Origin of the sequence: Paenibacillus sp. BGI2013, from assembly GCF_002843485.1 — a bacterium.
Lineage (GTDB): Bacteria > Bacillota > Bacilli > Paenibacillales > Paenibacillaceae > Paenibacillus > Paenibacillus amylolyticus.
In genome coordinates, this window is the sequence record NZ_PJFA01000012.1 from 199,104 (window position 1) to 213,098 (window position 13,995).

At 44.0% G+C, this 13,995-nt stretch carries 12 protein-coding genes and 1 rRNA gene; 9 read left to right on the top strand and 4 right to left on the bottom strand.

All coding sequences use genetic code 11. The features are described from left to right. Nucleotides 1-87 precede the first annotated feature (87 nt). Nucleotides 88-843: a class I SAM-dependent methyltransferase gene (locus tag CXK86_RS24945; RefSeq protein WP_101314783.1), complete on the bottom strand. Its 756-nt coding sequence runs from the start codon at nucleotides 841-843 to the stop codon at nucleotides 88-90. A gap of 277 nt (nucleotides 844-1,120) precedes the next feature. Between CXK86_RS24945 and CXK86_RS24950 the strand changes: the two genes are divergently transcribed. The 5 genes from CXK86_RS24950 to CXK86_RS24970 all read left to right on the top strand — a co-directional run bounded on the left by CXK86_RS24950 (nucleotide 1,121) and on the right by CXK86_RS24970 (nucleotide 6,136). Continuing rightward, on the top strand, nucleotides 1,121-1,537 hold the full coding sequence (locus tag CXK86_RS24950; RefSeq protein ID WP_101314792.1) for a VOC family protein: 417 nt from the start codon (nucleotides 1,121-1,123) through the stop codon (nucleotides 1,535-1,537). 287 nt (nucleotides 1,538-1,824) lie between these two features. Next, entirely contained in the window at nucleotides 1,825-3,000 is a 1,176-nt protein-coding gene (locus tag CXK86_RS24955; RefSeq protein ID WP_180361870.1) for an FxLYD domain-containing protein, read from the top strand. 14 nt (nucleotides 3,001-3,014) lie between these two features. Next, nucleotides 3,015-4,163 carry a S1C family serine protease gene (locus CXK86_RS24960; RefSeq protein ID WP_101314785.1) on the top strand — a complete coding sequence of 383 codons (1,149 nt, stop codon included), beginning with the start codon at nucleotides 3,015-3,017 and terminating at the stop codon, nucleotides 4,161-4,163. Nucleotides 4,164-4,283: 120 nt separating this feature from the next. Then, nucleotides 4,284-4,883, top strand: a complete 600-nt coding sequence (locus CXK86_RS24965) for a TetR/AcrR family transcriptional regulator (protein WP_091019814.1) — start codon at nucleotides 4,284-4,286, stop codon at nucleotides 4,881-4,883. Between the two features lie 32 nt (nucleotides 4,884-4,915). Next, a complete protein-coding gene (locus CXK86_RS24970) occupies nucleotides 4,916-6,136 on the top strand; it encodes an MFS transporter (protein ID WP_101314786.1) in 1,221 nt (406 codons plus the stop codon). A gap of 101 nt (nucleotides 6,137-6,237) precedes the next feature. On the opposite strand, the gene CXK86_RS24975 is transcribed toward CXK86_RS24970, so the two are convergent. From CXK86_RS24975 to licT, 3 genes are all read right to left on the bottom strand, one after another. Further along, nucleotides 6,238-7,647, bottom strand: coding sequence for a glycoside hydrolase family 1 protein (locus CXK86_RS24975; RefSeq protein WP_074093605.1), 1,410 nt, complete (start codon nucleotides 7,645-7,647; stop codon nucleotides 6,238-6,240). Nucleotides 7,648-7,689: 42 nt separating this feature from the next. After that, the gene (locus CXK86_RS24980) at nucleotides 7,690-9,588 is read right to left on the bottom strand and encodes a beta-glucoside-specific PTS transporter subunit IIABC (RefSeq protein WP_101314787.1); all 1,899 of its coding nucleotides are present in this window, start codon (nucleotides 9,586-9,588) and stop codon (nucleotides 7,690-7,692) included. Nucleotides 9,589-9,771: 183 nt separating this feature from the next. After that, nucleotides 9,772-10,632, bottom strand: a complete 861-nt coding sequence (gene licT / locus CXK86_RS24985; RefSeq protein ID WP_036668276.1) for a BglG family transcription antiterminator LicT — start codon at nucleotides 10,630-10,632, stop codon at nucleotides 9,772-9,774. 312 nt (nucleotides 10,633-10,944) lie between these two features. On the opposite strand from licT, the gene CXK86_RS24990 reads away from it, so the two are divergent. The 4 genes from CXK86_RS24990 to CXK86_RS25005 form a co-directional block, all read left to right on the top strand. Continuing rightward, nucleotides 10,945-11,112: a DUF3934 family protein gene (locus CXK86_RS24990; RefSeq protein WP_074093608.1), complete on the top strand. Its 168-nt coding sequence runs from the start codon at nucleotides 10,945-10,947 to the stop codon at nucleotides 11,110-11,112. Nucleotides 11,113-11,277: 165 nt separating this feature from the next. After that, nucleotides 11,278-11,709 carry a MarR family winged helix-turn-helix transcriptional regulator gene (locus CXK86_RS24995; protein WP_036605963.1) on the top strand — a complete coding sequence of 144 codons (432 nt, stop codon included), beginning with the start codon at nucleotides 11,278-11,280 and terminating at the stop codon, nucleotides 11,707-11,709. Between the two features lie 80 nt (nucleotides 11,710-11,789). Further along, on the top strand, nucleotides 11,790-12,965 hold the full coding sequence (locus tag CXK86_RS25000) for a YhgE/Pip domain-containing protein (protein ID WP_101314788.1): 1,176 nt from the start codon (nucleotides 11,790-11,792) through the stop codon (nucleotides 12,963-12,965). A gap of 699 nt (nucleotides 12,966-13,664) precedes the next feature. Then, nucleotides 13,665-13,995, top strand: a 16S ribosomal RNA gene (locus CXK86_RS25005); the annotation flags it as partial.

Consider the following 13,995-nt stretch of genomic DNA (forward strand, 5'->3'; position numbering starts at 1 on the left):
AACATCATAAAAAGACCCGGTAACCATGTTATAGTTCTCACATGTGACCGGGTCTTTTTTATTTCATTTTATTCAATATGGAATCATTTATTTCCGAGCAGTGATCATGAAGCGTGCCGAGTTGGTATGAATGCCCTTCTCGTCGTGATGTTCATTCACAAACTGCTGGAATCGCTCGAAGTCAGTGTCTACCTTTCCGAAATCGGGAATGATGGGTGCATGGGTTAGGAGAAACATCAAATCTTCGGGTGTAGCGTAATGCTCCACCACATTATATTCATGGGCCTGAATGTCATGGAAACCTGCTCTTTGAAGTTCATGCTTGTATCGTTCCATCAATGTGCCAGGTTGAATGCCAAGGCTCTGTCCACGGCCAAAAGCTTCTGAAAGGTTGGATTTGTCATGTTCGCTGACCTGCTGGGTTAGAAATATCCCACCCTGAGCAAGAACCCTAAATACTTCTGAAGCAGAGAATCCGGAGTGTCTGGAAGATACCACATTAAAGAAGCAATCTGGAAAATCTAGTTTTTCTGCGTCCATATGAAGAAAGCGTACATTGGAATGACCGCCCATAGCCTGAAGATTATGCTGTGCGGTCTCAATCATTCCTTGAGCGAGATCAATTCCCACTAGCAATAAAGCTTCTTCCGCAATGGACAGAATGGCTTCTCCACCACCTGTTCCAATATCCAGCAACAGATCGGACGATCGCGTATGGCGGACAACTTCCTCATAGAAGTTCCATCCGATGTTCTCCGAGACAACGTTCATGGAGCTGAAGTTCCAGCCATTCGTCCGGCCTACGCGTTCATAAAAGTCATCGTAATCTATTTTGTTTTTCATTTTCATATTCCTCCAATGTGATTTGTTTGAACAGGACAAAAGAGTTATGCCAAATCGTTCTAATGTAAATGGTCGAATAGGATCAAATGGACAGACGTGTCCCTTGATAGCTGGTACGCGTTTTGACCCAGCCCGACGACTAATTACTTCGAACAATACGGAGCAACATCCGTGTCACCTCACAAGTTGGAATGTCTCCATTATATTCAATTGACAGCGTATTCGCGAGGTGTTATTTTGAGGTGGAATGTATTCTATGAGTTCGAGGTGAACGATGGTGGCTATTCGTGCTAAGCAGATTTTTGTTAATTTACCTGTCCAAGATTTGAAGAAATCCGTTGAGTTTTTTACCAAGGTGGGATTTGAGTTTAATGCCAATTTTACGGACGAGTCTGCTACTTGTATGATCATCGGGGAAAATATTTACGCCATGCTTCTGGTGGAGGAACGTTTCCAATCCTTCATTTCAAAAAAAATCTCCAATGCCGCCGATACAACCGAAGTCATCGTTGCCCTGTCTGTAGATAGCCGTGAGCAGGTAGATGTGATTGTACAAGCTGCCCTCGATGCAGGAGGGAAGCCATCCAACGAGCCACAAGATCACGGATTTATGTACGGATGGAGTTTTCAGGATCTGGATGATCACCTGTGGGAAGTTTCCTATATGGATCTCAGCGCTTTTCCTTCCGAGTAATAAACTGAAAATAACTAGAGCCTTCCTAGATTAATAGGAAGGCTTTTTTTGCATCCAGTATGACTCGTTTAAACATGATATCTACAGAACATATGGTGTAATATTCCTTTTTGCTATATGATAATTATCGATTCATGTTGGTGTTTTTTAGCAATTGATGCGATAGGCGAACCCCGGGAAAGCGAAGTATACATATGTTCTTAAGTGGAGGGATCAGGGTGTATTGTCATGTATGTGGGACCAAAAACAGTCCGGTGGATAACACGTGCAGAAAGTGTAGAACCAAATTGAAAGAAACAAGCTCTACAGAGGAACAGATCTGGGCAGAAACAGCCATTGACTTGGATAAAGGAACGCAAAAAGCAATTGATTCGTTGTCCCGTCAGCAGCAACCAGCTTCCAAACAGGGAAATACGGGTCAAGGCCTTGCATTTAGCTGGATTATTCCCATACTTCTGGCAGTAGTTGTAGGAGCTTTGCTAACGTATTATTACAAGCAGGAAACAGGTATAAATGCAGAGGTTAAATCACTGCACCAACAGGCGGAACAGGCTGCACTAGAGGGGAAATATAAAGAGGCTCTCCAACTGCTGGACAGCGCTCTAACGAAACGACCGAACTATGATGCACTTATACAGGATCGGCAAATTACGGCGAAGGCGTTCAACTTGATGAATCAGTTGGATGAGGCGTCCACAAGTCTGAAGACAGGAAAGCTGTCCGCAGGAGACAAGACCATTCAGGCTGTAGCCAAAGCGTTGATGGAGCGGGAAGAACCTGTTTTTGCCAAAGTGCGTGCCGCATTCAACAACAGAAAGGTAACACTGGCCGTATTGAAGGTGAAAAAGGAAATCGACAGTTTGACAACAATTGAGGCACTAGCCGAGAAGTTGGACACCATATCAGACTTGAAAGGCAAGGAAGCTGAGACAGTAGAGAAGCAAATTGTCGACAAGCTCGCAAGCATAAGTTATAAAGAGGCGGAACAGCAAGTAAAGCAAAAGAATTTCACAATTGCGTTACAAACGGTCGACCAGGGATTGTCCTATGCGCCGGAAAATGAAAAACTGACTTCGTATCGTGAACGGGTGCTCAGTGAAAAAAAGGCATTTGAAAAAGCGGAAGCGGATCGGATTCAACTGGCGGAGCAACAGGCTGCAGAAGAAGATCTGATGAATCGAACGGCGGCAGTAAGTGTCGTGAACGTTGATGCGACGCTTGATATGTACGGGGATCTTTATATTAGCGGTTCATTGATCAATAATGCAACTCGTCCGATCTCTTCCATTACAGTGTTGATTGATATTTATAATATAGACGGTATATATCTGGGCCAAACTTATGCAGATGTGTATCCAAGCTGGCTGGATGTGGGGGAAGAAGGTTTTTTTGAAACCTATTATTATGGTGTGTACGAGGAAGCGGAAATCTCTGTTGTGAATGCAACGTGGTATCTCGAATAGGAGGACAGGTTGGAATGACCAAACGAACATGGAGTATGATCATATCCAGTGCTATTATCATTGGTGCTGGAGCAGGGGGCGTGTTCTGGATACACCAGCATTCAGCAGATCAGTTGCAGGATGGGCCCAGACTGGCAGTTGTTGCCGCGAAGGAAACGGAAAATGCGGCAGCCACGACTGCCTCCAAGCAACCTGTGAAGAAGACACGCAAACAGATTATAGAAGAAAGCCAGAAGAAAGTTGTAACGATCGAGAGTAGCAGCGGATTGGGCTCCGGTTTTCTCTACAATGATCAGGGAGATGTCGTGACCAATGCCCATGTAGTGGAGGGGGCGAATGAAGTAACTATTCGGACCTTGAACCATGAGGAATATAAGGGGACGGTTATTGGTATTGGTGATGAAACAGACGTAGCTGTAGTCAGAGTTCCTGATTTGAAAAAAGTTAAGCCGTTAATCATCGCCAAATCCAAAACTGAGACCGGAGACGAGATTCTGGCATTGGGTAGTCCACTTGGGCTAGAGAACACCGTAACAACCGGAATCATCAGTGGGTTGGGGCGTAGCTTTGAAATAGCGCCTTACATCTATAGTAACCTCTATCAGATCTCGGCACCAATAACCCATGGCAACAGTGGTGGACCACTCATTAGTGCGGAGACTGGTGAAGTGATCGGCATTAATTCGGCGGTCGTGGAACAGGAGGGGGGAATAGGATTCAGTATTCCTATGACTAGTGTGCTCAAGCAGGTGCAGGCGTGGTCCAAAAATCCTTCTGGCACAACGTCGGTGCGGACGGTTGGAGATACTCACCTGGGCTCAGCCACTAAGACATTGCAAGCAGAAGGAATTGTAACGGACTTTTATACAAGCCTTAATCTGAGTGATTATGTCACCGCTTATGCACTGCTCGGAAGCGAGTGGCAGAGTGCTACAACATATGCCAAGTTCAGAGAAGGATATCTGAATACAAGTGAGGTGACCATCAGTGAGGTATCCTCAGTCAATAAAGGCGATGACGAGATGGAAGTGAAGGCAATGATTACAGCAAATGAACGCAAAGATGGGGAATATATAATATCGCAATATCGGGTCGAGTATCAGTTGGGTTATGAGAATGGTCAACTAAAAATATTGCATGGTAAAGGTAAAAAAGTGAAATGATTGTGGAGGGAGAGTGGGCATGCGTGCCAATTCTCCTTTTTCATTGCTTATATTGGGTGCATCTGTTAAAATACAGAACGAATGTTCAGTATGGATGGGACGGAGTGAAATGGAATGAATATGAATAAAAAACAACTACAGACTGAGCAGACCAAGAAAAAACTTGCGGATGCTTCCAAAGCCCTTTTTGTACAAAAAGGTTATAAAGCAACGTCCATTGAGGATATTGTAGCTGCGACAGGCAGCAGCAAAGGCAATATATATTACCATTTTAAAAGTAAGGAAGGTCTGTTCCTCTATCTAATCGATGAGTGGGACCGGGAGTGGGAAGAGAGCTGGGCGGCCAAAGAACATCTCTATCACACCTCCACGGAGAAGATTTATGGTTTGGCGGAGCAATTAGTTCTGGACGATATGAATCATCCGCTGACGAAGGCAGCTGATGAGTTCTTCACAGGGGAAAAGAAAGAAAATGATATTGAGGAGCGGATCTCCTTAATGTTTGAGCGGCATATTCAATTTAATAAACAAATGATAGAGCAAGGCATTGAGAGCGGTGAGTTCAAAGCAGACAATGTAGATAATCTCGCGCTCATATTGGAAAGTACCATTATTGGCCTTAGTCAGATGTCACGGGGGATGGAGCCTGATCAGGCTCTTGCGTTATACCGCCAGGCCGCTAGTGTATTCTTGCACGGGATTGCAAAAGATAAAGCTTAAGCAACATTTTGACAACTACGGAGGATGGAATCATGGCATTACTAACACGGAACAGGGGCGCACTGCTGCTGTTAATGTTTAATATTTTTCTCGTTTTTACGGGTATTGGTCTGGTTGTACCGATCATGCCTGCGTATATGGATCTACTGCATATCACCGGATTCACGGTTGGATTGCTGGTAGCGGCCTTTTCCTTCACCCAGTTTCTGTTCTCCCCGCTTGCGGGTCGTTGGTCGGATACATGGGGACGTAAAAAAATTATCGTTGGTGGAATGCTGATCTTTGCCGTATCCGAGTTTATGTTTGGTGCGGTCAATGCACCAGTCTTGCTCTTCGCAGCCCGGATGCTTGGTGGTATTGGTGCGGCGATGATCTTCCCGGCGGTTATGGCTTACACCGCAGATATTACAACAGAGGAAGAACGCGGCAAAGGTATGGGATTGATTAATGCAGCGATTACAACCGGATTTATCATCGGTCCGGGAATTGGTGGATACATTGCGGACTTTGGCATTCGAATTCCATTCTACGCCGCTGGGGTTGCCGGTTTGCTGGCATCCATCATTACATTGATTATTTTGCCGGAATCCACGCGAAGCACAGGAGAGCAAACTAAACCTGTAGCTGGCGCAGAGAAGGTCAAAGCTCCGGGTATGGTATCCCAATTGCTCAATTCATACCGTGAACCGTATTTTTTCAGTTTGATTATTGTTTTTGTTATGGCATTTGGTCTAGCGAACTATGAGACGGTATTTTCACTATTTGTGGATCACAAGTTTGGCTTCACGACCAAAGACATTGCATTTATCATTACATTTGGTTCCATCGCAGGTGCGGTTGTGCAAGTATCCCTGATCGGTTGGTTGCTCAATCGATTTGGTGAAAAGATGGTCATTTCAGTCTGTCTGTTGTTTGTAGCCGTATTTGTACTGTTGACCTTGTTTGTAAGTACGTACTGGATGATTCTTGTCGTAACGTTTATCGTCTTTCTGGGTATGGATATTTTACGTCCGGCGATTAGTACACAGATGTCCAAACTGGCACAAGAACAACAGGGCTTTGTGGCCGGATTGAACTCGGCGTATACCAGTTTGGGGAATATCGCAGGTCCAATCGTAGCTGGAGCACTGTTCGATGTGAATATTAACTATCCTTATGTTTCAGCAGCAGCCGTTTTGGCGATCTGTTTCCTGTTATCCCTGCGGGTACTCAGAGGGGCCAAAGCGGTAAAACAACCGAAGGCTGAAATGTAATTTTATAATTAGAAAAGAAAGCTTTCACATCAATGCATCAACACCAAAAAAGTCGACTACACATGTTTCATGTGCAGTCGACTTTTTTAATATCACGTGTATTAACGAATTTCTCCATTCGTTTCAATCAGTTTTTGATACCAGTGGAAACTCTGTTTGCGGATACGTCTCAATTCCTTGATATCGAATTCCTCACGATCCACATAGATGAATCCATAACGTTTGCTAGACCCTTGATGTGTACTAACCAGATCGATCGCAGACCAAGGGCAGAAGCCAAATACATCCACGCCGTCCGTAATCGCCAGTTGAATCTGTTCGATATGTTTATTGAAGAATTCAATACGATATGGATCGTTAACCACGTCGCCTTCCTCCAGTTTATCAAAGGCACCCAGACCATTTTCCGTAACAATCAATGGCAGGTGATAACGGGAGTAGATCTGGCGCAGGGTAGAGCGGAAGCCCACGGGATCAATTTCCCAGCCAAACTCCGTTTTTTGCAGATTGGGATTCACAGATCCTCTATATGCGCCCGGTTCACCTACGATTTCATGCTGGTCTCCTGTATGGGAGAAGTCATTACCATCGTTCAGGCTTTCACCAACCGTTTGGGAAGTATAATAGTTAAACGCAATAAAGTCAGGGTTTCCTTGAGCCAGGATGTCCATATCTCCGTCTTCAATGACAGGCGTATATCCTTTCTCTTCGAGATAACTCCAGGCAATATGGTTATAACGTCCATATACCGCCATATCGAGATAGAGCCAGTTACGAATGGCAGCATAGTTATCAGCCGCGAGTGTGTCTTCTGGTTTGGAACTCGCCGGGTAAATTACACCGATATTGGGAGCTGGGCCAATCTTGGCTTCAGGCAGCATTTCATGACACAGGACCATGGCTTTAGCTTGAGCAACCAGCATGTGATGATTTTGCTGATACAGTGTTTTTTGCGGATCAACAAGTGTTGTATCCAGTGTACCCAGAGAGCCAGGATGCAGGATTAGCATATTTTGTTCGTTGATGGTCAGCCAATATTTAACCCGATCTCCGTAGTTTTCATAAAGAGTCTTGGCATATTGTTCAAAAGCATCAATCGTTGCTCGGTTGGACCAGCCGCCTTTTTCTTCAAGCGCATAAGGAAGATCGAAGTGATACATCGTCACAATGGGCTCAATACCGTATTTAATTAACTCATTAATGAGGGAATCGTAAAAGGCGAGGCCCTTCGGATTCACTTCACCTGCTCCTTGCGGATAGATGCGTGTCCATGCGATGGAGAAGCGGTAGGCTTTAAAGCCCATTTCGGCGAGCAACGCCACATCTTCTTTGTACATATGATAGTGATCACTGGTTACCTTGAAGTCGGTTACGCCTTCCACATGATTCCCCATGTCGATGACAGAAGGGCCTTTACCATCTTCATTCCAGGCTCCCTCAATCTGATAGGCAGAGGTTGAACCTCCCCAGAAAAAATCTTTAGGAAATGGTTTCAGTTGAGTATGTTTCATAGTTAGTTCCTCCTAAATTGAATTCGTATAATATAAGTTGGGTCAGACTACGAGAGTCAGCAGGACATCATTTTTCTGTACCTGTTCCTGAGTTGTTTCGAACACATCCACTTCTTGTTGCGTTAGAGTGACAATGACAGGTGTTACGGTTTCGTATCCGGCTTCCTTGATCTTATCGATGTCAAACTGGATCAACAGATCGCCCTGTCTTACGATATCACCTTCTTGAACGACAGGAGAGAAGTGTTTTCCCTTTAGTGCTACTGTGTTGATGCCAACATGAATCAGGATTTCCGTTCCTGCGTTTGTGGTTAATCCAATGGCATGTCCTGTCGGGAAGAGGGAAGTGACAACACCGTCTACCGGAGCGACAACTTCGCCAATCTCAGGCACAATCGCCAAACCTTTGCCCATAGCACCAGTCGAAAAAGCTGGGTCATTAATGGTATTCAGTGCTACGGCTTTACCTGTGAGCGGGCTATAAATTTGTTCTTTCTTGATCTCCGTTGTTTTGGTCTCAGGTACGACAGGAAGCTCTACCGGCGTACTTTCAGCCGATGTGCTGGAGACGGATTCGTTTTCAACGGAATCTGTATCTTTGGTTTTGCTTTCGTAACCAAACATTACGGTTAATACAGCGGCTACCGTAAAGGAGCAGGCAATCGCAATTACGTAGACAACCGTTGGTGTATAGACAGGAATGGCAAATATATTGTGGAACACATAAGCAGTCATTTTAACACCAAAGTGACCATTGATGGCACCGCCGATCGCACCTGCGATGACCACGATAGGAATCACACGTTTATAACGCAGGATCAAACCGTATACAATTGGTTCAGTGACTCCTGCAAGTAAACCTGTAAGGCTGGTTGAGCCAGCAAGAGTGCGCAGGGTTTTGTTCTTTTTGGCTTTCAGGAAAATACCGAAGGCTACACCGATTTGTGCAAATACAGCTGCAGCAGCCATGGCTTCAATCGGATCGCCGCCAACCCCGATATTCTGTATCGTGATTGGAGTGAAGCCCCAGTGGAGTCCGAACACAACCATGAAGGTCATGAATCCACCGAGTACAACCCCTGATAATATACCGCTGACCCCAATGAGCCAAGTTACGCCGGAGGAGATCCAGTCACCTACCGTGGTACCGAATGGTCCAAAGGCCATTGCGGACAGCGGAACCATAATCATCAAAGCAATCATTGGTACAAGGAACAATTGCAGGTCTTTTAAAATGATTTTCTTGAGTAATTTATCGAGAACAGCGTAGATACTAATCGATATGAAGATTGGGAATACGCTGGCTGAATAATTCATCATCACAACCGGTATGCCCAGGAACGATACATCTGAGCCCTTATCCATCAGCCCCGTGAAGCTCGGTTCCATCAGAGCGGCACCAATTACGCCAGCTACATAAGGATTGGCTTTCAGCTTCATACCCAGTGTGATGCCAAGGAAGATGGGCAAGAAATAAAATACAGCGTTGCCGGCAGCGGATAAAATCAGGTATGTGTCACTTGTGTCCGACATCCATCCGAGCATGGTCAGGACAGTCAGCAAAGCTTTTAACATACCTGATCCTGCCATAGCCGGGATTAATGGCGAGAAACTTCCGGATATAATTTCAAAAACTTTGGATAATAGCGAGGTTTTTTCCCCTGTAGACTGAGCCGATGAGGAGGAATCTCCTCCAAAATCCCGATTTTTCATAATCTCCGCATATACATGAGCCACGTTACTACCGATGACAACCTGGAACTGGCCGCCGCTTTCGACAACGGTAATAATGCCGTCATGTTTTTCAAGCGTTTCGCGTTCGGCCTTTTTCGAATCTTTCAGGTCGAATCTCAGCCGGGTCGCACAGTGGACAAGACCATTGATATTGGCTTCTCCGCCGACGAGACGAACGATGTCATCCCCCATTTTTTTATGATCCATGTTCATTCTCCTTTGTTGTTAAGATTGCCTGAAAACAAAAAAATACCTAAACGAATGGCTAGATCATCGGAAAGATGAGCTGTTGCCAATCATTTAGGTATCGCCTGCTTGAGCAGTAACAATCCTTGTCGTTAAGTTGTGAGACCTACTATATATGACGCCGAAATCGTTTGCAAGCTTTTTTTATTCCGCGTCGAGAAGCTCGTTACGGGAAGTGACACGTTGAATATGGATCGTCAAATACACCTTTTCATCAATGGACATGGCACTTTCAAACTTGTCCTCAAGGTACTGATTGATCCGCTGTGTACACTCAAAAGCGTTGCTATATTTGTCCTTCACCTGTTCATACAGAAAGTTATCTCCAGAAGCAAATTGCTCCTGTTCATTACTCAACATTCGCTGCACAAAATATTGAAGATGGGTAATAAACCGGGAATAATTAAATGAATTTTCATCCAGGGCGATGTGGTAATGGTTGGTCACAATGTTGAAGATATCATCAATAACTTCAGTAATTTCAACGGTTTGTTTCATACCTTGAGCATCTTGACGAGCGTTTACAAAATGCATCGCAATAAAGCTGGCCTCATGTTCATCCATTTGGATGCCGAATTGTTCCTGGATCAGCTCCACAGCGTTCATGCCAATCCCAAACTCCTTCTTGTAAAACTTCTTGATCTGCCACAAAAGGGAATTCTTCAGCCCGACGGATTTACGGTACCGGGTAATGGCAAACTGAATATGATCGATCAATGATATATAGATATTATCACTAAAAATATCGCCCATTTCCTTTTTGGCATGACCCACAATTTCGTCCGCTAACTTCAAATATTCGACCGATGTTTCCCCAATCAGATCAATGAGTTTTTGCGGTATTTTATCCGATTTCAGCACAAAGGTTTTTTCGATTTTATCCTCATCCACAGGCTGTCCGTTTTTCTTTTTGAAGCCAAGACCGTTGCCAATGACAACAAATTCGTGACCAACCTGGTTCTCAGCCCGGATGACATTGTTGTTAAAAATCTGACGGATGATCATATATGTGTTTCACCTCAATTGGTCGTAATAAAAACAAAAAACCCAAACTAAGGCTTAATAGACAGCCTTGGTTTGGGTATCGCCTGCTCACCAGTAACAATCCCGAAGAAGACGCAGCTTCCTCTTTCAATTATGTCCACTATACCGCTTTCATAACAGAATAACAATACAATGATTTATGGAAATGGACGTAAAGACGTGGATTTTTGGTATAATAAGAATTGCTGGAAGTGAATTAGATGGGCTGGGTTGCATAATAAGTTACCGAGGACGGTCATTTTTAAGCATATACAGGATTATTGGAGTGATAACATGAGCAATGCAAAAGGAAAAGGCGGCACCGGCCGTGGTACGGGTAAAAAAGGATGGAACCGTTGGCAAGCCGCTGCTAACCGGGCGAAAAGTGCACCGAAGCCTTATAAAAGTAAAGGCACAAAGAAGAAGGACGATACCGAAACTTCAAGTGGCAAGCCCGAGTAAGTGTGGCTTGACGATGCCAGAGGAGAGAGCTGCCTGACTAACGGGTGGGTCTCTTTTTGCTTGAAAAGATAAAAAATTAAATTGACAGTAATGTAAATATGGTAATAATATAGAGCTTACGCAAATTAGATGGTAGTGCTACTATATAGAGAAAGGAGCAACAGCATGCCTGTTAATATGGATGAAAATCCACTTGGACTGATTCTGTCACGGACGTATCTGGCATACAAAAAAACAACAACCAGAAATCTGAGTGAACAGGATATTACTCCGGAACAATTTGCAGTCTTGAATGAATTGAGCAAGGCTGGAAGTCATATATCACAGAAAAAACTGGCTGAATTAACAGTGCGGGACCAGACAACGGTAGGCAAAATTATAGACAAGTTGATTCGCAAAGGTCTGGTGACAAGAGAAGAAGATCCACAGGATCGCAGAGCGGTTTTGCTTTGTTTGACGGCGGAAGGATTGGAAATGAATAACGTTCTGACACCAAAGGCAAAACAGCAAGAGCAAGAGGCACTCGCCGAATGTTCCCCTGAAGAGCTTGAAGCATTCATGAATGTAATGAATCGCATCTATGAAAAGATGAAATAAATTTTTTTGAGCAATTATGTGCATGTGCATATATATGTAGTGCAATTATTTTAATTTTAACTAATGGGAGTCGTGAACGAATGAGAAGCTTCAAAGATTTTCTTAAAGTGCCACAGACAAAAATAGGGTTGGTTTTTGCATTGATTGTTCCGCTGTTATTTGTTGTGATCTGGATGACGGGTTATCATCAAGCCACGGAGAGAGTGGATCAACTTCAAGTTGCTCTGGTGAACGAAGACGGGACACAGGGAAAAGAGGTGCAGAAGCAGATTGAAACGCTCGCGCCTTTCCATGTCAATGTACTGGGTTCTGCCGAGGAAGCTGAGCAACAGATGAATGCAGGTAACTATGCGATGGTTATTGTTATTCCGGAAGGATTCACTGACCAGATTGCAGGAGGCACAGAGGCGAGCTTACCCTTTTATATCAATCAGGGAAATGCCGATGTAGCCAAATCCATTGTGGAACATGCTGCGACCGGAATGACTGCACAAATGGGTCAAGGGATTCTGGAATCCAAGGTTCAAGTGACACTCAATAACGATAGTATAAACAGCGATGAACTGAGTGCAGCTATTGGACAAGCGATGGCGAAGATGAATGAAGGGCCTGTGAAGGCTGAAATTAATAAAACGAACAGCGTGAGTGATTTTGCAACATCGATGCTGCCCATGATTCTGGGTTTTATCACCTATATTGCTTCGATGACTATGAATATTCAGTTTAATATTACGTCGAATATCATGAAGCGTACCCATTCCAAATGGGAAATCTTCTGGGGACGGCAATTGCTGTTATTGTGTATAGCTTTGATTGTTCCCCTAATTGTGGATACAGTAGCTCTTCAGTTCACAGATGTTGCGAGCTCCTTCGGCGCTTTGTATCTGTATCATGTGCTGGTGAGTCTGGCTTGTATCTGTTTTACACAAATGAGTTTTGCCCTGTTTGGCAATGCAGGTCCTCTATTTAATGTAGCGATGGTTCCGCTCCAGTTGATGACAGCAGGAAATATCATTCCAGCCGAGATGCTGGCGCCATTCTACCGTTACATCGGAAACTTTCTACCCGCTTCCAATGGGGTACAGGGATTTATGCGTTTGATCTATAGTGGAGAAGCTGTGGGTGGATTCATGGTTCATCTTCTGTTGATCTCGATTATTACGTGGGGAATTACGTTGCTGCGAGTTGGCATGCAAAAAGCAGGTAATGGACAAATGACGATGACGCCTCCAGCATCAGCACAGGCACAACATTAAGAGTTTCCTTCTATATATAATGTAATAACACACAAGGAAGTGGTTCACGTATAGTTATATGCGTGCATCACTTTTTTTGTTTTCTTCAATAATACCTCTACTTATACTCGTGGTAACTTAAAGTGCCCTCAGTAATCTTGCATGACCTTGATAAAAGGACAACCTAAATTGAGCATATTAATGAAGCTAAAATATAAGAGAGGAGATGTAGGCTAATAAGTTTAAAATCAATTAGACATGTATTGCGATGTATGAATGGAAAGAATGTCATTTAAGCTATAATAAACTTTACACTGGGATAGAGGAGAGCAACACAGTAAGAGTAGTTTATTTGTAGTAGCTGAATTTTATTAAATTAAGTATTGTAATTAATATCTATACGTGATATATTATTAATCCGGCCAAGAAAACACGGTTTACACGGTGCGGCAAGCGAATGAAATAAGCTTCGAAAGAAACTTAAAAAAAGAGCTTGCAAAGTTGGTTCGGACATGATATTATATAAGAGTTGCTGAAGAGAACAACATTCAGTAACGAAACAAGTTTGATCTTTGAAAACTGAACAACGAGTGAGTAAACATTCTGCTTGCAGAATGAATGCGAAAGTTTGAGACAAGCCTTGGCTTGAATCGACTGGAGCACAAATGAGATTTTTAATCTCGTCAGATTCAAAATGAGCTTATCGCTCTTTTCAATACTTTATTGGAGAGTTTGATCCTGGCTCAGGACGAACGCTGGCGGCATGCCTAATACATGCAAGTCGAGCGGACTATCAGAGAAGCTTGCTTCTCTGATAGTTAGCGGCGGACGGGTGAGTAACACGTAGGCAACCTGCCCTCAAGTTTGGGACAACTACCGGAAACGGTAGCTAATACCGAATAATTGTTTCCTTCGCCTGAAGGAAACTGGAAAGACGGAGCAATCTGTCACTTGGGGATGGGCCTGCGGCGCATTAGCTAGTTGGTGAGGTAACGGCTCACCAAGGCGACGATGCGTAGCCGACCTGAGAGGGTGATCGGCCACACTGGGA